Consider the following 20,938-nt stretch of genomic DNA (forward strand, 5'->3'; position numbering starts at 1 on the left):
AAGTCATACAACGGCGTGCGGTTCAAACCAGGCATCTCATAAACCTCTCATTTAGCGAGACTGGTCACGAACGACCATGACAGTGCAATGCGCGTTGCGCACGACACGGGCGAGGTTCGGACCAATCTCATAGTTTGGGAAATCGCCTTTGGTCGATGCCATGACGATCAGATCGAAGCCGTCCTTATGGGCGAGCTTCAGGATTTCGCGGTAAACACTGCCCTCTTCGATATGCACCGGCACGTCGGAGGCATTGTTCTGATCCAGAATGGCCTGAACCGCCTGACGCACATGATCTTTGGCGCCTGCGCCATAGTTGGCGGGCAGGTTTGGCAGCTGGATGATCTCGGGGATAACGGACACCACATGCAGCTCGGCGCCGTAAAACTTCGCTTGTTCCAATGCGACCGGCAGGGCTTGCTTCCAGGAACGGTCCTCGGTGTGGTCAATGGGCAAAAGAATCTTGTTGGCCATCACGTCTCTCCTCGAGAAATGGAATTCGGTTTCAGGAAGCCGGGGGGCCAGATCAGTCCCCCGGCAGTTTCAAGTCCGTTGATTACTCGGCTGCGGTACCGCCCGGCTCTTCGGACTGTCCGTTGCTAGCAAAGAACTCTTTCGTCAGTTTGAAAACAACAGGGCTCAGCAGAACCAGGGCAATCAAGTTCGGAAGCGCCATCATCGCGTTCAGCGTATCCGCCAGCAGCCAGATAAAGCCCAGATCCGCGGTTGCGCCGAAATAGATCATGACGATCCACAGTACGCGGTACGGCATCAGGGATTTGACACCCAGCAGGAACTCAACACATTTCTCGCCGTAGAACGACCAGCCCAGGATAGTGGTGAAAGCAAAGATCGACAGAGCGATCGCGATCAGATAGCCACCGATACCCGGCAGGGACAGTTCGAACGCTGCCGAGGTCAGCGCTGCACCGGACTCACCCGATGTCCAGGCACCCGACGAGATGATCGCCAGGCCAGTGATCGAGCAGACGATGATGGTGTCGATGAACGTACCCAGCATCGCGATCAGACCCTGGTTGACCGGACCTTTGGTCTCAGCCGCAGCGTGAGCGATCGGAGCAGAGCCCAGACCGGCTTCGTTCGAGAAGACACCGCGCGCAACACCAAAGCGGATTGCGGCCCACACAGCTGCGCCTGCAAAACCACCTTCAGCAGCAGATGGAGTGAATGCGTGAGTGAAGACCAGCGACAGCGCGTTGCCGATTTCGCCGATGTTGATCAGCAGCACCAGCAGACCTGCGATGATGTAAGCAACCGCCATGAACGGAACCAGCTTACCGGCAACCGCACCGATACGGGTGATGCCACCCAGGATGACGGCTGCAGTGAGAACCATAAGCACGACGCCAGTGACCGAAGTGTTCAGGCCAAAGTTTGATTCCAGAACCTGTGCCACACCGTTTGCCTGCACACCGTTGCCAATGCCGAAGGCCGCAATTGCGCCAAACAGCGCGAACGCAACGCCCAACCAGGCCCATTTCGCACCCAGACCGTTCTTGATGTAATACATCGGGCCACCGACAAAGTTGCCCAGCTCGTCCTGCTCGCGATACTTCACGGCACAGACGGCTTCAGCATATTTGGTGGCCATGCCCACCAGGGCGGTCATCCACATCCAGAACAAAGCGCCCGGACCGCCCAGGAAGACAGCAGTGGCCACACCGGCAATGTTACCCGTACCGATGGTCGCCGACAGCGAAGTCATCAGCGCATTGAATGGGCTGATTTGCCCTTCACCCTGACCTTCGCGGCCTTTGAACAGCAGGCTGAAGCCCGTGCCAATGCGCATGATCGGCATGAATTTCAGGCCAACCTGCAAGAAGAAGCCAGCGCCCAGGATAAGCACCAGCATTGGCACCCCCCATACGACGCCATTTATGGCCCCTACGATTGAATTTAACGCTTCCATGGTATCCCTCCCATTTGCGTTAGGTTATGCCCCGTTTGCGAGAGCCCGCTGACGGGCCTGCTTGAGAGCGGCAAAATCTTCGTCCGCATGGAACGACGAACGGGTCAGCGGGGTCGCCGACACGTGCAAGAAGCCCTTGGAACGTGCGACCTGTTCCAGTTGGGCAAACTCCTCCGGTGTCCAGAAACGATCAATCGGGTGATGCTTCGGGGTGGGCTGCAGATACTGACCCACCGTCAGGAAATCGACATTGGCAGCACGCAGGTCATCCATGACCTGACGCACATCATTCAGGCTTTCGCCCAACCCGACCATCAGGCCGGATTTCGTGAAGATCTCAGGGTTGGCGCGTTTTGCGTCGTCCAGCAAGCGTAGCGAGGTGTAGTATCGCGCACCGGGGCGAACGGTCGGATAGAGATGTGGGACGGTTTCCAGATTGTGATTGAACACATCCGGAGCAGCATCGAAAACTACATCCGCCGCATCGCCTTTACCCAAGAAATCAGGTGTCAGAACCTCAACCGTTGTGCCCGGGTTCTGATGACGCACGGCGCGGATCGTCTGCGCCATATGTTCTGCGCCGCCGTCGGCCAAATCATCGCGATCAACCGAAGTGATCACCACATGGCGCAAACCCAGTTTCCTAACAGCAGCCGCTACACGTCCCGGCTCGAATACATCCAACGCATCTGGCCGACCGGTTGCCACGTTGCAAAAAGAACAACCCCGAGTGCAGACCTCGCCCATGATCATCATGGTGGCGTGGCGCTTGGACCAGCATTCCCCGATATTCGGACAGGCCGCCTCTTCGCAGACGGTCGCCAGATTGTGGTCGCGCATCAGGCGGCGGGTTTCGTAGTACTCAGGCCCTTCGACCTTTTTCTTTCTGATCCATTTCGGTTTGCGCGGGATGACACTGTCAGCCTTTTTGGCTTTCTCAGGGTGACGTGGACGAAGCTGAATGGTCATCTGTCTATCCCTCAGTTCACGCGTGAATGGCGCGGCCCATGGCATCAAGGCAGGCTTCTTTGACTGCCTCACCCATCGCGGGATGCGCGTGGCAGGTTGCGGCAACCTCGGCGACAGTTGCGCCTTTGGTAATGGCAAGGACCAGTTCGGCGATCAGGTCGCCACCATGGGCGCCACAGATATGGGCTCCCAGAATTTTGCCATCAGGGCCTGAAAGCACCTTAACGGCACCGTCTGTTTCTCCGGTCGAGCGCGCGCGGGAATTGGCCATGAAGGCGAATTTACCAACCGAATACTCCGCTCCCGCTTCCTTCAGAGCTTCTTCGGTCAAACCAACCGAAGCGACCTCGGGATCGGTGTAAACCACGCCCGGAACGGTGTTGTAATCGACATGGCCAGCCTCACCTGCCAGCATCTCGACACAGGCGACCCCATCTTCCTCGGCTTTGTGCGCCAGCATTGGGCCAGGTACGCAATCGCCGATGGCGTAGATGCCAGGGATCGAGGTTTGGAATGTGCCATCAACCTCAATGAAACCACGCGGGTTCACAGATACGCCCAGATCTTCCAGCCCAAGCCCACGTGTAACCGGTCGGCGGCCGACTGCGATGAGAACCTTGTCGGCCTCAATCACTTCTTCCTTGTCCTTGCCAACACGATCCACCGTTAGCGACAAACCCGCATCGGTTTTATCGACAGACTTCAAAGCGCGACCCAGCTGGAACTTCAGTCCGCGCTTGGACAGCGCGCGCTGCGCCAGTTTGGCAATCTCACCATCAATACCCGGCAGGACACGGTCCAAATATTCGACAACGGTGACTTTCGCACCCAGTCGCGCCCAGACCTGACCCAGTTCCAGACCGATCACGCCTGCCCCGATCACGACCAGATGTTCAGGCACATTTTCCAGCGCAATCGCACCAGTCGAGCTTAGGATGTCCTGTTCATCAATCTCGATCCCGTTAAGCGGAGTAGGCTCCGAGCCTGTGGCGATCAGAATGTTCTTGGCCTCATAAACCTCATCGCCGACCTTGACCTGACCTGCCTTTGGAAGGCTGGCCCAACCTTCGATCAGGTCGACACCATTCTTTTTGAACAGAAATGCAATTCCCTTGGTCAGATCGCCCACGATCTTGTCCTTGCGCCCCATCATCGCGCCCAGATCAATGCTGGCCCCCTCAACCTCAATACCGTGAGAGGAGAGATGAGAAAGTTCGGCATATTTGGCCGAGGAGGTCAGCAACGCTTTGGAGGGAATACACCCCACATTCAGACATGTACCGCCGAGCGCACCGCGCCCTTCAACACAGGCCACTTTCATACCCAGTTGGGCCGCGCGGATCGCAGCGACATAACCGCCGGGACCGCCCCCGATAATGATGAGGTCGTAGGTATTCATTGGTCTTCTCTCAGTAGATCGGGTGGTTGGCACACAGGGCGTGGACTTTGGTACGGGTCTCTTTTTCAACCGCCTCGTCACCCTCGGGTGACTGTGCCAGAGCATCCAGCACGTCACCGATCAGATGACCGATCTGTTTGAACTCTTCGGGGCCAAACCCGCGGCTGCAGCCTGCCGCTGTTCCCAGCCGGATACCGCTGGTGACGGTGGGCTTTTCCGGATCACCGGGGACGCTGTTCTTGTTGCACGTAAATCCGGCGCGTTCCAAAGCCGCTTCTGCGGCATTGCCTTTGACGCCAATCGGGCGCAGATCAACCAGCATCAGGTGATTGTCTGTACCGCCGGATACGATGTCACATCCACGGGACATCATCACATTGGCCAATGCATCGGCACTGTCGATGACCCGCTGCATATAGTCTTTGAACTCAGGCTGCAGAGCTTCTCCAAATGCAACCGCCTTGCCCGCGATCACATGCATCAGGGGCCCACCCTGAAGACCAGGAAAAACAGCTGAATCGATCTTTTTCGCCAGCGCCTCATCATTGGTCAGAATGATGCCACCGCGCGGTCCACGGAGGGTTTTGTGCGTGGTTGAGGTGACTACATGTGCATGACCGATCGGCGAGGGATGCAAACCTGTTGCGACTAAACCCGCAATATGAGCCATGTCCGCCAGCAACCATGCACCAACTTCGTCCGCAATCTCGCGGAAACGGGCAAAGTCGATCTTGCGCGAATAGGCCGATGCCCCTGCAATGATCAGCTTGGGCTTTTCAGCGCGCGCAAGCTCGGCAACTTGTTCATAGTCAATCAGACCGGCTTCGGTCAGGCCATACTGGACCGGACGAAACCACTTACCGGATTGCGCTGGCTTCGCACCATGAGTCAGGTGCCCTCCTGCGTCCAGTGACATGCCAAGGATCGTGTCGCCCGGGCTGAGCAGCGCCAGCTTGACCGCGCCATTTGCCTGAGCACCAGAATGCGACTGGACATTGGCGAAGCTGCAACCAAACAGCTTCTTAAGCCGATCGATGGCTTCGGCCTCAACCTCATCTACGTAATCGCATCCGCCATAGTAACGGCGACCCGGATAGCCTTCGGCATATTTGTTCGTCAGAACCGAGCCCTGAGCATCAATAACAGCCTGCGAAACAATGTTCTCGGACGCAATCAATTCGATCTGTTCGGCCTGACGCGTGGCTTCCCGCGAGATCGATGCCGCAATGATCGGATCTGCCTCAGTAAGCGACGTTTTGAACATGGTGTCCTCCTCCAATACCGAATCCTCAGTACGAAATTTTGTTTCCTATAGTGGAAATGATTCCCTTAAGGCAACATATTTCTCCTATTTGTGAAGTTGTGTGCGCATGGGGAAATTAGTAAACTACGATAAAGTGGAGGAATTTTCTTATGGGTGAAGGTGGCCGTAGCGAGGTTTCCGGGCAGGAAGAACTGGATGACGGCGCCGCATTGGGCCGTTCGATCCGCGATGCACGACGTGCGAAAGGATGGACGCTGGAGGAAGCGGGGCGCGTAGCTGGTATCGGCCGGTCAACGCTCTCGAAGATCGAGAATAACCAGACACGCCCGAGCTTTGACATCGTGAGACGACTGACGCAGGCGTTAGAAATGAACACACCGCAGTTGTTTCTGCAGTCTGGCCAGACCGGCATTGCAGGGCGGCGCGACTTCACACCCAAAGGACAGGGCGAAGTTCGCGAGACATCAACTTATCTGCATGAACTTTTGTGTTCGGAACTCACAAGCAAGCGAATGCTTCCCTACGTCGCGACTATTACGGCCCGTGACATCTCAGAATTCGAAACCTGGATCCGGCACGCCGGTGAAGAATTCATGTATGTTCTGAGCGGTGAACTGACCTTTATCTCGGAACACTACCGCCCGCTGCCAATGAAGGCCGGGGATTCCTTGTACTACGATAGTGGTATGGGCCACGGCTGCATTTCGACAAGTGAAGAAGACGCACAGGTTCTTTGGGTGTCGCTAGAGTGACGATCGGCACACCAAACAGCTTGGACTGTCCATTTGCCAATACTGTCCATAGGGGCCTCCCAATGTCGCCCATCACGTCGACCTGTTAGCTACGGGCGATAAGCAGGATGCTTCTGGAGCGGCTGCACGCCAGGCATTGGTAGATGCGTAAATCAAAGCGTAACTAAAGTGCTACCATCGAAAATTTGCTGACAGAATGTACTTTCCCACTACCGCGAAATCAGCCAATGTCCTGCTCGGCCAAACCCCCGTATGTGGTTGTTGTGCTAGTGGAAATTTTTGGGATTGTTCGAGAACGAAATGGTAAACTTCAGCATCGCAAACGGGAATTCCACGACGTTCGTCGACACCACCCCCGATGGTGGAGTGGTTATCGATTTTGCCACCCTCGACAACAGCTTTAGCATTCAGGTCAACGGCGTAGACCTGTTTGTTGGCGGACCTCCCGGAGCGCCGAACGAACTTCAGTTTCAGACGCCAGGCACCGCCGGTCAGACGGTCCGGTTTGCTGACGGTGACAGGTATGAGGTCAATACACCTGCCGTCTGGCAGCTTGGGAATACAAACGACAATCCCGTTGTCCGCCTCGAGATAAATCCCGACGGGACCATCGCACTGTACGGCGTAAAAGCAAACAATGGGCCGCTCGTACCTCTCGAACTATTCAATGGGCTGACGGTAAACACCGCTGCAATCGCAGCAGCCTGGAACGACAGCGGTTCAAATACCATTGTTTTGGACCAGTCAGTGACCGGTCCGACAAACGCTGCCGGCGAGTTTGTAGACGTGCTTTGTTTTGCATCGGGGACACTGATCGAAACATTGCGCGGCCCGGTGCGGGTTGAGGACATGAAAGTCTCGGATCAGGTTCTGACCTATGATCATGGCTATAAGCCGATCAGATGGGTTGGGTCCCGTCACCTGAGTGGTGCTGAACTTGACGCTCAGCCGCGACTTAAGCCGATTATGATCCGTGCTGACGCTTTGGGGGTGGGATATCCCAAACAAGACCTGATCGTCTCGCCGCAACATCGCGTTCTGGTGTCTTCAACCGTCGCTATGCGCATGTTCGATCGCAAAGATGTCCTGATCCCGGCAAACAAGCTTCTCTCGCTTGATGGCGTAGACGTGGTGGAAGACACGCCGGACGGCGTCACGTATTTCCACTTTCTGTTTGATACACATGAAATCGTCTGGTCCAACGGCACGCCAACGGAAAGCCTCTTTACCGGCCCCGAAGCTCTTAAATCGGTCTCGGCAGAGGCCCAGCAAGAAATCAAAGATCTGTTTCCAGACTGCTGTGACCCACAGTTCGAGGCCCTTTCCGCGCGTTACATACCTAAAAAGGGCAAGCTCATGCGAAAGCTGGTTGAGCGGCATCAGGCCAACCAAAAACCTCTTTTCAGCGGATCAGCGGCTGCGAGTTCCACTGCTTAATTTAGGTTCTTACCGCCTACGACCTGATACCTCCTCGAAAGCTCTGCTTCGTGAGCTGTTCATTCTATTCAGTCATCCAGATACAAGTTGCTTTGGAAGCAACAATTTGACCGCAAGCGTCATGCGTCGCGCGTGAAACGGCATACCGCTTTGACTTCAACCACCGGATTATCTGGCACATCCGCGTTCTCGAGCCCAAACATCTAACGCTCGTGAAGCTTCCGAACATATTCAGAGTTTGAAGTTCTGCACATGCTCGGGCACCGCCACCTCAGGCAAATTTCGATCATCGGGAATTGGTGCCCCTACTTCTGTTCGAACAGGGATGACACCCGCCCATATCGGCAATGCGTAGTCTGGTTCCTCGTCGCTTGGACCACCTGTGCGGATCTTGGCGCTACCTTCGCTGATTTGCATCCCAAGAACCGTGGTCGCCTTGAGATCCTGAGCATGGTCCGGGCGCAGATCTTCGTAACGACCCGGGAACAGGCCATCGACAAAGCGCGCCAGCTTACGCAGTTTTTCTTCCGGATCCTCGACCTTTACAGCAGTTCCGAACAAGGTGACCGACCGCGAGTTCACTGAATGATGCATGCCGGATCGCGCCAAAACAAAGCCATCCAGAATAGCGACGCTGAGACAAACATCCGTATCCCGCGAATGGCGTAGCGCGCGACTGGCGGAAGATCCATGCCAATAGACATGATTGCCCTCACGCCATTGAAGCGTCGGTGTCACGACGGGTTTACCATCAATCACGTATCCAACTGTGCACATGGGTTGCGCATCAAGAATGGTGTTGATGGTTTCTCGGTCGAAATGCCCGCGCTGATGCGACCGGCGCAGACGTGACCGTTCGGTGATGGTGAGCATATCTGTCATATCGATAATCCACTGTAAGTCTTGCGACTCCCGGTTTGCAGCTATATTGGCAATCTGTGAATGGCCAATTCTTTGAAAAAATATCAGTCCAATTTAGACAGCGAACTCTTTGCGCTTTCGCTTGACCCGGATGAGAAAACAGCCCTGCAAATGCAATTGCTTGAGGGATTGCGCAGTATCATCGTGTCTTCCCCGAAGTACGCAGGGGCACGGCTGCCCGCCAGCCGTATGCTTTCGGCAGAATTGTCAGTCTCGCGAACAACAGTTCAAGCGGCTTACGATCAACTGATCAGCGAGGGATATCTGATCACGCGCCAGGGAAGCGGCACTTTTATTGCTGAGAATGTGAGCCACCTTGCTCCACCACGCCCCCGGGCCAAGATCAGCCGATACAAAGTTGACAGCTGGTTGCCATTTCAGACTGGCTTACCCGACACCTCGTTGATGCCACATGCCCTATGGGCAAGACACCTTGATCGTGCCTGGCGCAGACCAGATCCAGAGTTGCTGGCGCGCGCCGATCCCCTTGGCTGGTATCCCTTACGCGCGGCAATTTCTGATCACCTGGCCACATGGCGTAATCTGAACTGCGCTCCAGAGCAAATCATCATCACCTCCGGCGCGTGGGAGTCCCTTGAACTGATCTGCCGAACCCTGATCGGAGAGGGAAATACCGTAACCGTCGAAGACCCCTGTTGGCACAAGACCCGTGACGTGCTGAGCTTAACGGGGCTGACAGAACATTCTGCTCGCATAGATCACGACGGGCTCAATCCGGCCAATATCTCGCACAATTCTGCGGCAGTGATCGTCACACCTTCCAGGCATTACCCAACAGGTAGAAGTCTTCCGATGCCACGCCGCATCTCATTGTTGGATTGGGCCGACCGGGTCGGAGGATTGATCATTGAAGACGACTATGACAGCGAATTTCGTTACCAGGGATATCCATTGCCATCCCTATCCGGTCTCGATGGACTGCAACACACTTTGTATCTAGGGAGTTTTTCAAAGCTCATCAGTACCGCTTTACGGATCGGATACATGGTTGTCCCGAAACGCCTTGTGGACAAAGCGCGCGCCTATCTTGAGCAGGTTGGACCTCGCGCTTCGCTTATCCCGCAACCTGCGTTGGCCGCGTTTATGCAGAGCGGCGACTTTGCTATCCATCTGCGGCGAATGCGCCGTATCTATGTACAGCGCCAATCCCACTTGATTTCGGAACTCAGGGCAGTCGAAGATCTGCTCGAAATTCATCCGGATGTCGCCGGCATGCATTTGTGCTTACCGCTGAAGCCCGGTTTAGCCGCCAGAACCACCGATCAGGGCATCAGCCGCTTGGCTCGCCAGCAGCGACTATCGGTAGGCGCGCTGTCCGCTCATTGCGTCTTACCCACAAAGCAACAGGCGCTGTTGCTGGGATACGCGGCATTCGACAATGAGGTTCTGACTAAAGCGGCCAGCAAGTTATGTCACGTTTTGCGCGATTAACTCGGCCGCTCGAAAGCCGATTTTCATCGGCAATAAACTGTTTTCAAGAGCCGCCGGGTTCTGTCTCAATCAACGGCGGCTCCGGGCAACTCGTCAGTCGGTCACTGATCGGCCATTACTTGGTGCTTTTTGACTCCGCCTTTCAGACTGATCGTGTTTCCGACCGGTCATAGCAAACAACGCAGGCGTTAGTCGCGGATGCACAAAGGCGAAACCATGCTGCTGCAGTCGCATGGGCACCACACGCTGTCCGCTCAACATGGTCTCGCGGCCCATTTTACCAAGCCCACCCGAGATAAGCCATCCAGGGAACCTCAGCAGGGCTGGCCGTTGCAGAGCCCGGGAAAGCGACTGTGTGAAATCAACGTTCCGGACCGGTTCCGGCGCCGTCGCATTGATGACGCCATCAATATCCTGTCGCGCAAGCGAGAACGCGATCACACGGATCATGTCATCAAGCGCAATCCAGGGCATCCACTGCTGACCAGTTCCTAGAACACCACCGCCGCAGAACTCGAATGGTGTCAGAAGTCGAGCCAGCATTCCGCCATCGACACCCAGAACCAACCCGATGCGCAAAATAACTACACGCACCCCGCTCTGCGCGATCTTGTCAGCTGCTTGTTCCCAAGCCTGACACACATCGTGCACGAAGGCCGGTTCAGCTCCGGATGTTTCAGTCAGCGTTTCGTCACCCCGCAATCCATACCACCCGATTGCAGAACCGTTGATCAGGCATTCGGGTTTTTGCCGAAGACGCTGAATCAGCATGCGCAACGCTTCTGTGGCAGCAACCCGGGATTCAACTATGCGAGCGCGCTTTTTGGCGGTCCAAAACCAGTTTGCAACAGGTTCTCCGGCAAGGTTGACGATCGCATCAAACCGTTCCGTGTCGTGGATCTGGTCGAGGCTGGTTATTATTCGCACAGGGTGGGATAGCGTGGCAGCCGTTTCGATATTTCGCGTAAGCACAGTCACACAATGCCCACCAGCAACAAGTGCCTGCACCAACCGCCGTCCGATAAAACCCGTCCCACCGGTGATCAACACACGCTGCCTGGGGGGCATATCTGTCACCAGACCAGCCGGATTCCCGCAATCCAAATGATCACAGCGCATAGCAGCAACAAGATCACGAGCGCTGAACAAACCAACACCAATTGCCGAGAGAGTCGCCATGACGCTCCACCATCCATAGCTGACCGGGACAAGTGCCGTGGGCAGGAAAGCCCAGGACCAAAGATAAGGGGCTGCCAACGCCAGAATAGCTCCGTAGTTCAGCGCCAGAAGCGTATGATTGATGCGTTCGCTACCGGGCAGTCTGCGCGTCAGATCTTCTTCGACAAAATCCCAAAGCGTGATGAAAACTTCCAATACCAGGATCGCAGATAGCACGATGGTGAAGACCCCGTGCGGCTCAAACCAGCCGAAACACAGAAATATGACGGCGTAAAACAGGTTGCGAACGCCATGTAGGCGAAGTTCGGTTTTTTGCGAAGCACGCCAGGCAAGGCGTTCCGTTCCTTCGTGATGAACAAGTGTGTCGAAAGCACCCATAAATACCTGAATTGAAATGAGTGCCCAAAGGATTGGGTTATCCATAACGTCCCTCCTGTATGTCGTGAAAGACCGCATCCTGCTGAATCAAATTGCCAAGAAAGCGGCTCTGCAATTTCAGGGAAAAAAGAAAGCGCGATTGCCCCAGATCGATATGCGCGATGGTTAGCGCTCCTGGTTGCAGCCAAGCCGGTAACCTGAGTTTTCTGCGGCCCAACTGCAGAAAAAAATGGTCACTTTTGAAATAGATGCCCGCACGATCGGCACTTACACGCAGAGCCATTCCGATCCCTGCACCGATATACTCCTCAATGCCGGTAGGGCCCGCGAAGCGCTTTGAACTGCGGATCACTTGAGGGAAGCCTGCAGCTCGACCATATTGGCGCACCCAGAATTGGCCCTTACCCAGGCAATCCTCGGTTACTGTAACCACTGCGGGTTGGTTCAGGCAGGACGTATCGTAAGGCAATGGCCCCCCGAGCAGCCGGGTAATTTGGGCTATCAGGCGACCCACCATGTTCATGCGCATGGAAGCCACTTTGCCCTGATAAACAACACTTGCCCCATTTCGCAGGCGATAGCCAAACCGCTTTCGAACCTCGTCGGGAAGCGCGCGCCAGGCGTTCTTGCCAACAAGATCTCTGAACCGGTTGTCCCTAAGAATTTGATGGTGAGGCGAAAAGTTAATCTGCTTCATTCTACTTCCTACTGTTTAGTCAGGTATTTCTGCATAAAGAGAAATCATGTTCCAAAAAATTTTAGACTACTTGCTGTTGATCTTGAGTAGCGACAAAACCTTGTCCCCCATTTTCATCAGCAAAGAGAGTTTTGACTTGGGCACATTGAGCATCTGCTCCGACCAGCGATCGGCCGTGTTCAGGAAATCCTGCATCTCCTGCATCCGACTGAAAACGGCCGGATGCAAATCCGGTTCCGTGGCGGCCTGAGCGACACAAACGTTAATTGCGCGCATGGCCGGATCAATCTCGCGCTCTTTTCGCCCCTTTGCGATCAGCAGAGCCATCTCCCAAACATCGGTTTCGGCGGCGAAGTGCTCTCTGCGATCACCAGGAACCGGAATTCGGTGGATCAACCGCCAGCCAACGAGTTCTTTCAACGAATTCGAAACATTTGACCGAGCAATTCCCAATTTCTCGGATATCTGCTCGGCATTAAGCGGAGTTTCACTGAGAAACAACAGCGCGTGGATCTGGGCCACAGATCTGTTGACCCCCCATTGGCTGCCCATATCACCCCAATACAGAATGAACTTGGACTTGGAGGATGAGGCAGATATATCATTTATTTCTGTCATAACAGAAATAAATGATATCCCCCAGAGAATGTCAAGCCGATGCCACGAGGCGCAATGCCAATCGACATAACGGCATTTTTCTAAGGGCTTCCGATAACACCCACGCTCGCGGTATCGGGTCCAGCTACTGTTAAGACAATGGGCCGATGTGCGGGAGGAACCGCAGCTCCAGGCTACCGCCGTTTCGGGACGGCACTCCCTCCCTTGGCCGCTTTTACAGCAGCCCGAGCACGGTTTTTCTTGCTATTGGGCTTTCCTTTGGGGGGAGGAGGACCTTTAGCGCCGCTTTTGCGAGATTTGGAATGCACGTCTTTGCCAGCCTTGGCCTCAGCCTTTGGCTGACCCTTAGGGCTCGCCGCCGCGGGCTTTCGTTTTTTCAAGGGCGCTTGCGCTATCTTTTCCGCGTCTTTCGCCCTGGGCTTTTGATCTTCTGATTTGCGGGGTTTGCGATCCTCGGATTTCGGCTTGCTGCGCCGAAGTTCCGGCGTGGCGTCCCGTTCCGTTGGGTGGGAATCCATTTTGCGCCGACGCGGTTTGCCGGTGGGCGCGCGATCAAATTTGGGACGCTTGAACGCTGGAAGATCTGGCGCGGCGTCCAGACGAACAATGTCTTTTGACCCCTCTATCTTCATATCTGGGCCTATAGCCGTCAGAAAACCCTCAACGGCAGCTTCACGGATTTCGACATAAGACAAGTCATCCGCGATACGTATCGCGCCGATATCGTCTTTTGTAATCTTGCCCGCCTTGCAGACCATCGGCAGCAAATGACGTGGGGATGCGCTTTGATTTCGCCCTTCCGACAGCGAGAACCATACGCTTGGGCCAAACTCTGCCCAAGGTTTTGGCTTTTCAATCTGTACAGCACCCAGCTCTTCCGGGGCAGAATACCGCTTCTTGTATTGGCGCAGATAGGCTGCTGCGATTTGCTGAGGTGTGAATTTTTCAACCAGTTGGTCGACCGTCGCGCTCTCACTCTCAGTAATGTCGGTCTGCCAATCTTCGGCCGACAGCATACGCACTTGATCGCGTTCGTTTACATCATCGGCAGAAGGCGCAGATACCCAATCGGCGCTTAGTTTGGCGAATTTCAAAATGCGCTCCGCCTTCTTTCGGGAAGACGGAACGACGACCAAAGCACTGACACCTTTTCGCCCTGCCCGACCTGTGCGACCGGAACGGTGCAAAAGGGTTTCGTGACTGTTGGGCAATTCGGCATGCACCACCAGATCGAGATTGGGCAAATCAATGCCTCGGGCAGCGACGTCGGTTGCGACACATACCCGGGCACGCCCATCACGCATCGCCTGCAATGCATTGGAACGTTCGCTTTGAGTGAGCTCGCCTGATAGCGCTACGACTGAAAAACCACGGTTCGACAGTCGCGTCGTCAAACGCGAGACCATCGCACGAGTGTTACAAAACACGATTGCGTTGGGCGCTTCATAATAGCGAAGGACGTTGATGATCGCGTTTTCACCATCGCGTGCGGCCACCATCATGGCGCGGTAGTCGATATCGGCATGCTGGGTCCGTTCGCTTACCGTCGAGACGCGCTCCGCATCGCGTTGATAGCTTTGGGCAAGCTTGGCGATCGCGCCGGGAACCGTGGCAGAAAACAACAGTGTCTGACGGTCTGAAGGGGTTTCATCCAGTATGAATTCCAGATCCTCGCGAAAGCCCAGGTCCAGCATTTCATCAGCTTCGTCCAAAACCACCGCACGCACTTGGGTCAGATCAATGGATCCTCGCATGATATGATCGCGCAACCGTCCCGGAGTAGCGACGACAATATGCGAACCGCGTGCCAAAGCACGACGTTCATCGCGCATATCCATGCCACCCACGCAAGATGCCAGAAACGCGCCCGCATCGGCATAAAGCCATCCAAGCTCACGCTTCACCTGCATCGCCAGTTCCCGGGTCGGCGCGATAACCAGAGCCAATGGCGCACCGGAAGCACCGAATGTGTCATCGTCTCCCAGCAAGGTGGGGGCTATCGCCAATCCAAAGCCGATGGTTTTCCCCGACCCCGTTTGTGCAGACACCAACAGATCCCGGCCTTCCAGTTCTGGCTGAGTGACCGCTTGCTGAACTGGTGTCAAAGCCTCATAGCCCTTACGGGCAAGCGCGTCTGCGATGGTTTTTTTCACGGCTGAGATTCTCTGTGTAAGGCAGGCTGTGCGACTGAGCAGCATTGCAAGCAGCGCATCATCCGAGATTAAAGACCGCCCTCTATCGGGTAGAATTCGGTTTGTATAGCCACTGTATCCTACTTGTTGCGGAAAACGGCGCGTTTTGTGCAAATAGTCCCCGCCGCAACGCAATCTACGCGGTCAGCCTCAGGGCGATTGGCAAGGAGCAGCACCTACAACGCCTCGCATCTCAGGCGTTACGGAACCGCAATCGGCATTTTAATTATCAATTTAAACTGCGTTCTTAGATGGTGGCACAGGTTCAGAAACAGAGCATAAAGTCCGAGCGAACCTCTCCGGCCTCGGTCGTATTACCATGATGCGCATGGTGAAACTGGTGCGCGCGTCCTTCAGCTTCGGTTTCAAGTGTCGGGTGCAACGGGCAGACGTAGCCGATCTGGGGGGTAACAACCGCGCGGGATACGCTGGATTGGTCACTTTTCAATGTGCCACCTTTTTGAGGGTCGGCGTGTAGCCCTTTCTAGGCATTTCGGCACTGCGAGCTTCGCCAATCCTATTGGCGTCGTCGCCGAAGCCAGTCACTGCCTTAAGCCGATAAACTTAGTCATAGATTTCTTTGGGTGCTTGCGCCCCGTCACAATCGATCTCCGCGATCTATGTCTGACCAAGATTTTTGAGGATCGGACAGTCGGGGCGGTGGTCGCCAGCACATTCGTCGATGAGATGAGACAGCGTGTCATGCATCGCTTTCAGATCGGCAATCTTATCGTCTATCTCTTTGAGATTCTGTTTGGCGATTTCTTTCACGTCAGCGCTGGCGCGTTCTTTGTCCTCGTATAGCGCCAGTAACGAGCGACAATCCTCAATGGTGAAGCCCAAAGAACGGGCTCGTCCGATGAAGGCCAGTTTGTGCAGTTCCTTTTCATCGAAATGGCGATACCCATTCAAACTGCGCTTTGGCTTGATGAAACCGATATCCTCGTAATAGCGGATCGTTTTAGCCGGCAGACCCGAACGTTCTGCTACATCTCCAATATTCATAGCAGTTCTCCTGTACTATTCAGCAGGCACTGAACGCAGCGTCCGTTTGGCATTTTCCGCTGCCTGATCCTGCACAACCTTGTTTGATTTAACCCAACGCAACCGTAGCGCGTTGGTCAGAACGAATACGCTGGACAATGCCATGGCACCTGCGGCCAATACCGGCGAGAGCAACGGGCCGCCAAACGGGTACAGTACCCCCGCCGCAACCGGTATGAGTAGTGTGTTGTAACTGAACGCCCAGAACAGGTTTTGGCGGATGTTGCGCATAGTTCGCTGGCTGATATTGAAAGCGTTGACCACGCCGGTCAGGTCGCCTGACATCAAAACGACATCGGCTGCTTCGATTGCGATGTCCGTGCCTGTGCCGATCGCAATTCCCACATCAGCCGCCGCCAAAGCAGGCGCATCATTAATGCCGTCACCTACAAAGGCCAGTTTTCCACTATTCAAACGCAAATCTTCCAGCGCAGACACTTTACCCTCGGGCAAAACCTCAGCCACAACATGATCAATACCCAGCTGCGCCGCGATAGATTTGGCAGTAGCGGTATTGTCACCGGTAATCATCGCCACTTTCAGCCCCAGTTCGTGCAAAGCTTCAATTGCGGCAGGCGTGGTGGTTTTGATCGGATCAGCCACAGCGATAACGGCCGCGATAACCCCATCTATGGCAGCATAAAGTGGAGTCTTTCCGTTGACTGCCAGTTCAGCGCCCCGATCAGACAACGCGCCTATTTCAACGCCTTCGCGGACCATCAGTCGGTCAGCCCCGATCAGGATTGTATGGCCTTCAACTTCAGCACGCACGCCGTAGCCAGTGATCGAAGTGAAGTCTTCAGGCTGCGGAAGATTCAACCCTCGGGTTTCAGCCGCGCGCGCGATAGCCGTGGCGATAGGATGTTCAGATGTGACCTCAACTGCAGCAACAAGGCGCAGAACCTGATCTTCGGTCATTTCTTCGGCCACTATCAGGTCGGTCAGTTCCGGACGCCCTTTGGTCAGGGTGCCGGTCTTGTCCACCGCCACAACGGTTGTTTCCTGGAGCATTTGCAAGGCGTCGCCCTTACGGAACAGCACACCCATCTCGGCCGCGCGTCCGGTGCCAACCATGATCGAGGTTGGAGTAGCCAACCCCATGGCGCAAGGGCATGCTATGATCAGCACCGCAACCCCGGCCACTAGCGCCAGGCTGAGCGCGGGATCGGGACCGAACAACAGCCAAACCAGAACCGTCATCACGGCCACAGTGATCACTACCGGCACAAACCATAGCGTGATGCGGTCGACCAGGCCTTGAATCGGCAGTTTGGCCCCCTGGGCTTGTTCGACCATCTGGATTATCTGGGCCAACATAGTGTCGGCACCGATCTTTTCGGCCTGGTAAGTCAACGCACCAGTGCCATTTACGGTTCCCCCAACCACAGTAGCGCCTTCGGTTTTTTCGACTGGAACCGGCTCACCAGTAATCATGCTTTCATCGACATATGACGCCCCAGTCACTACGGCACCATCCACCGCGATCTTTTCGCCCGGTCGAACGTGAACAAGATCCCCTACAGCGATCTGCTCAATCGGGAGCTCAACAACCGATCCGTCGCGTTCAACCCGCGCTGTTTTTGCCTGTAAACCAACCAGTTTGCGAATTGCTTCACCAGTTCTGCCCTTAGCGCGAGCCTCAAGGAAACGCCCCAGCAAAATCAGAACCACGATCACCGCGGCAGCCTCGTAGTAGACGTTTGCAGTTCCCGCAGGCAGGATACCGGGCGCAAAGGTTGAGATAAGCGAGAAGCCATAGGCCGCCGAGGTGCCCAGCGCCACCAGAGAGTTCATGTCCGGCGCGCCTTTGAACAAGGACGGGAAACCCTTGGTATAGAACTGCAAACCTGGCCCAAAAAGAACGATCGTGGTCAGAAGGAACTGCAGATAATAGCTGTTTTGGATGCCGATCGTACTCGCTATCAGATGGTGCATGCCCGGAATAACATGCGAACCCATTTCAAGGATGAACACCGGCAAAGCGAGCAAGGCAGCAAAGCCCGTTCGCCGGGCCAACAGGAGGATCTCTGCTGCTTTGCGGTCTTGTGGTTCGGTTTGCGAAGCCGATCGAAGGGTTGCCGGATAGCCTGCAGCTGCGGCAAGCGCCGCGATGGCTTCGGGCGTGGTGACACCCTCAGCATAGCGCACCGTGGCACTTTCGGTGGCCAGATTGACTGACGCAGACAACACGCCATCATCAGCTTCCAAGGCTCGCTCAACGCGCCCTACGCACGATGCGCAGGACATGTTTTGAATATCAAGCGTGACCTCTTTGGTCAGGGCCGGGTATCCGGCGCTGTTTAGCGCATCTGCAATCGCCGCTTTATCAGCTGGATCGCGAAAATCGACCCGAACACTTTCGCTGGCAAGATTAACCGAAGCGGCATCAACACCTGGAACAGCTTTCAGCGCGCGCTCGACCCGCCCTACGCAGGACGCACAGATCATCCCCTGAACCTGAAACCGCGCATGTGAATTTTCAGTCATTTTGTCACCACAAGAAGTCTGCTGACGTGCAACATAAGGGTTCCAGCAAGTGGAAGGTCAAGGGATGTGGGTGACTTTCTTTCCAACTAATTTTGGTGATCCATTCGTAATAAGCTGACCTTCCTGTGCTGGATTACTTAGCCAGAACAACGGAACAGATGTACGAACCACTTTGACGACCCTGAGTATCCTGAGGAGGCGAAGCTATGGTCGCATGATAAGTTGAGGCGCGCATAATCCTGCCCCATTGGCTCTATCTTAAGTCTCTAACAAACTCGATGAGACGGGTCATTTCACCTTCGGCGCTCGCCACACGAACACCGATCAACATGACTGCCGCGATTTGACCTGTGCGTAATCTCATCACATCAGTTTCCGTCCACTTGTTCTGCCTCAGTGCGCTGCTCTTGCAGCTTACGCTCCCGATCCGGCCAACTGTCCTTGATAAATGCAAGGATGTCCCAGATGTCCTGATCCGACAGGTTGTCCCCGAAACCTGGCATGCCACTTTTGACGTTGGTGACACCCATCTGTTTCAAAGTCTGTTCCCCACCAAGCTTTGTATAGTCGAACAACAGCTTGTCGCCGTGATGCCATGTGTGGCCTGTTCGGTCATGTGGGGGTGCCCGCAAGACGCCATCAGGATCAGGTGTCTGCCAATCCGGCTGACCCTCCAGATTCGCCCCATGGCATGACGCGCAGTTTTCGGCGTACAAATCTGCACCGCGTGCCGTATCCGAGGGCGAGCTGTTCTGTGCACGCCCGCTAAGACTCCAGCCTGTGACAGTGACAATGATCACTACCGCAGCCAGTGACATCCATTTCGCAACGCTCTTATTCATAACACCACGCTCAACCAAGTCTTCATACCAGCGGCCTGATGCGACAGCATGTGGCAATGAAACAGCCAATCCCCCGGGTTATCCGCAACGAACGCGATTTCCCGTGTTTCGACCCGGTCGACCAGGATTGTGTCCCTCAGCGGCCCAAGACTCCCGTCCGCCAGAACTTCCTGAAAGTGCGTCCCATGCAGGTGCATGGCGTGGGGAAAGACGGTGTCGTTTTTGATCTGTATACGAACGACGTCACCACGAGAGACAGAGGCCAACGGGTTCTCTGGCAAACCAGCAATGCCGTTGAAAGTCCAGATCTGACCCTCCCGAACCAATTCATCGCTACTCATGATCTGGCCTTTGTACGAGCCTTGGCGCAGCCCACCCATTGCTCCTCCCTCCATTACCAAAGGAACGGTCAGAGCGTCCGAAACATCCTTGAGCACAGAAACGGGATTGGGTGGCAAAGCCTCTATCGCGCCGCGGGCGACAGTTGTACCGCGCCTCGAAACCGGAAGCTCAGCAATGACAAATGCTTCAACACGTTCGTGAAGAATGATTTGAACGGCTTCACCCACGTCAGCTGTGACATCTACAACTAGATCCACTCGTTGCGCAGGCCCGAAAACAAGGGTTTCAAAATCCTCTGGCTGCGTCACTGGCATGCCATCATAAGCGATCAGTTTTCCGTTTGCGCCACGAACTGAGACATACATGATCCGATCAGTCGCGACATTGACCAAGCGAAGCCGCAATCGCTGGTTCGTTAAAACTTCGGTCATAGGCGATACATGCGCGTGAACGTAGTTCCCCATTCGACCTGCATGCGTCCAGTCATGCATTGAGCCAAAATCATCGACAATTTGGGCATCCTGCCCCAACCGCCAGTCATCCAGCAGAACCGTAATGTCATGATCCGTGTCCGGCGGGTTCGTTTCATCGACGATGAACGCGCCGTAAAGGCCCCGGGCGACTTGTTCCGTCGACTGGTTATGAGAGTGGTACCAAAAGGTTCCCGCGTCCTTGAGCGGCAAATCATACTGAAATTTATCGCCCTTTTGCACTGCCTCCTGTGTGAGACCCGGCACCCCGTCCATGTTGTTTGGAACCCGCAATCCATGCCAATGAATAGCCGTTGGTTGGGGGAGCGAGTTTAGGAGCGTCCGGCGAACCGTTTCGCCCTGACGGGCACGAATTTCGGGGCCCGGGACACCGCCGTCATATCCCCAAATCTCGGTTTCCGGATAGCTGTCGGGCGCTATACGCGCCAACTCTGCACGCGCCTCAATTGTTTTAGGAGGCGTAGCCGCCCTCCCGATAGCAGGCACCGCGAACAGTGCCGATGTACCGGCAACGAATTGCCTGCGATTGAGCGTCATGATGACT

At 55.2% G+C, this 20,938-nt stretch carries 18 protein-coding genes; 3 read left to right on the forward strand and 15 right to left on the reverse strand.

What is annotated here, in order from left to right; genetic code table 11:
- Window positions 1–51 precede the first annotated feature (51 nt).
- The 5 genes from GOX61_RS05285 to glyA all read right to left on the reverse strand — a co-directional run bounded on the left by GOX61_RS05285 (window position 52) and on the right by glyA (window position 5,562).
- Entirely contained in the window at window positions 52–474 is a 423-nt protein-coding gene (locus GOX61_RS05285; protein ID WP_155150495.1) for a universal stress protein, read from the reverse strand.
- 82 nt (window positions 475–556) lie between these two features.
- The gene (locus GOX61_RS05290; protein ID WP_170331851.1) at window positions 557–1,930 is read right to left on the reverse strand and encodes an alanine/glycine:cation symporter family protein; all 1,374 of its coding nucleotides are present in this window, start codon (window positions 1,928–1,930) and stop codon (window positions 557–559) included.
- A 24-nt stretch (window positions 1,931–1,954) separates the two neighbouring features.
- Window positions 1,955–2,899 (reverse strand): lipoyl synthase, encoded by a 945-nt coding sequence (lipA, locus tag GOX61_RS05295; RefSeq protein WP_170331853.1) that lies wholly within the window; start codon window positions 2,897–2,899, stop codon window positions 1,955–1,957.
- Window positions 2,900–2,915: 16 nt separating this feature from the next.
- Entirely contained in the window at window positions 2,916–4,298 is a 1,383-nt protein-coding gene (gene lpdA, locus GOX61_RS05300; protein WP_170331855.1) for a dihydrolipoyl dehydrogenase, read from the reverse strand.
- Between the two features lie 10 nt (window positions 4,299–4,308).
- The gene (gene glyA / locus GOX61_RS05305; RefSeq protein WP_170331857.1) at window positions 4,309–5,562 is read right to left on the reverse strand and encodes a serine hydroxymethyltransferase; all 1,254 of its coding nucleotides are present in this window, start codon (window positions 5,560–5,562) and stop codon (window positions 4,309–4,311) included.
- A gap of 149 nt (window positions 5,563–5,711) precedes the next feature.
- Between glyA and GOX61_RS05310 the strand changes: the two genes are divergently transcribed.
- Together GOX61_RS05310 and GOX61_RS05315 are read left to right on the forward strand one after the other, a co-directional pair.
- Entirely contained in the window at window positions 5,712–6,314 is a 603-nt protein-coding gene (locus GOX61_RS05310) for a helix-turn-helix domain-containing protein (protein ID WP_155150484.1), read from the forward strand.
- Between the two features lie 300 nt (window positions 6,315–6,614).
- Entirely contained in the window at window positions 6,615–7,751 is a 1,137-nt protein-coding gene (locus tag GOX61_RS05315) for a Hint domain-containing protein (protein ID WP_170331859.1), read from the forward strand.
- Between the two features lie 231 nt (window positions 7,752–7,982).
- Here GOX61_RS05315 and GOX61_RS05320 read toward each other — a convergent pair whose 3' ends face one another.
- Window positions 7,983–8,633, reverse strand: coding sequence for a pyridoxamine 5'-phosphate oxidase family protein (locus GOX61_RS05320; protein ID WP_170331861.1), 651 nt, complete (start codon window positions 8,631–8,633; stop codon window positions 7,983–7,985).
- Between the two features lie 60 nt (window positions 8,634–8,693).
- On the opposite strand from GOX61_RS05320, the gene GOX61_RS05325 reads away from it, so the two are divergent.
- Window positions 8,694–10,124 (forward strand): PLP-dependent aminotransferase family protein, encoded by a 1,431-nt coding sequence (locus GOX61_RS05325; protein WP_170331863.1) that lies wholly within the window; start codon window positions 8,694–8,696, stop codon window positions 10,122–10,124.
- Window positions 10,125–10,217: 93 nt separating this feature from the next.
- Here GOX61_RS05325 and GOX61_RS05330 read toward each other — a convergent pair whose 3' ends face one another.
- The 9 genes from GOX61_RS05330 to GOX61_RS05370 all read right to left on the reverse strand — a co-directional run bounded on the left by GOX61_RS05330 (window position 10,218) and on the right by GOX61_RS05370 (window position 20,931).
- Complete coding sequence (locus GOX61_RS05330; protein WP_170331865.1) at window positions 10,218–11,726, reverse strand: TIGR01777 family oxidoreductase; 1,509 nt, start codon at window positions 11,724–11,726, stop codon at window positions 10,218–10,220.
- Window positions 11,719–12,378, reverse strand: a complete 660-nt coding sequence (locus GOX61_RS05335) for a DUF4166 domain-containing protein (RefSeq protein ID WP_170331867.1) — start codon at window positions 12,376–12,378, stop codon at window positions 11,719–11,721. Before GOX61_RS05335 ends, GOX61_RS05330 begins: the two co-directional genes overlap by 8 nt.
- Before the next feature lie 66 nt (window positions 12,379–12,444).
- Entirely contained in the window at window positions 12,445–12,996 is a 552-nt protein-coding gene (locus tag GOX61_RS05340) for a GbsR/MarR family transcriptional regulator (RefSeq protein WP_170331869.1), read from the reverse strand.
- Window positions 12,997–13,169: 173 nt separating this feature from the next.
- Window positions 13,170–15,149, reverse strand: coding sequence for a DEAD/DEAH box helicase (locus GOX61_RS05345; protein WP_367646940.1), 1,980 nt, complete (start codon window positions 15,147–15,149; stop codon window positions 13,170–13,172).
- A gap of 304 nt (window positions 15,150–15,453) precedes the next feature.
- Window positions 15,454–15,636, reverse strand: a complete 183-nt coding sequence (locus tag GOX61_RS05350) for a hypothetical protein (RefSeq protein ID WP_170331873.1) — start codon at window positions 15,634–15,636, stop codon at window positions 15,454–15,456.
- 170 nt (window positions 15,637–15,806) lie between these two features.
- Window positions 15,807–16,193, reverse strand: a complete 387-nt coding sequence (gene cueR / locus GOX61_RS05355) for a Cu(I)-responsive transcriptional regulator (RefSeq protein ID WP_170331875.1) — start codon at window positions 16,191–16,193, stop codon at window positions 15,807–15,809.
- A 15-nt stretch (window positions 16,194–16,208) separates the two neighbouring features.
- Window positions 16,209–18,719 carry a heavy metal translocating P-type ATPase gene (locus tag GOX61_RS05360; protein WP_170331877.1) on the reverse strand — a complete coding sequence of 837 codons (2,511 nt, stop codon included), beginning with the start codon at window positions 18,717–18,719 and terminating at the stop codon, window positions 16,209–16,211.
- A gap of 368 nt (window positions 18,720–19,087) precedes the next feature.
- Window positions 19,088–19,561, reverse strand: coding sequence for a c-type cytochrome (locus tag GOX61_RS05365; protein WP_170331879.1), 474 nt, complete (start codon window positions 19,559–19,561; stop codon window positions 19,088–19,090).
- A complete protein-coding gene (locus GOX61_RS05370; protein ID WP_170331881.1) occupies window positions 19,558–20,931 on the reverse strand; it encodes a multicopper oxidase family protein in 1,374 nt (457 codons plus the stop codon). The genes GOX61_RS05365 and GOX61_RS05370 overlap by 4 nt, the downstream gene beginning before the upstream one ends.
- Between the last annotated feature and the right edge of the window lie 7 nt (window positions 20,932–20,938).

Origin of the sequence: Ruegeria arenilitoris (assembly GCF_013030265.1) — a bacterium.
In the GTDB taxonomy this organism is placed as follows: Bacteria; Pseudomonadota; Alphaproteobacteria; order Rhodobacterales; family Rhodobacteraceae; genus Ruegeria; species Ruegeria arenilitoris_E.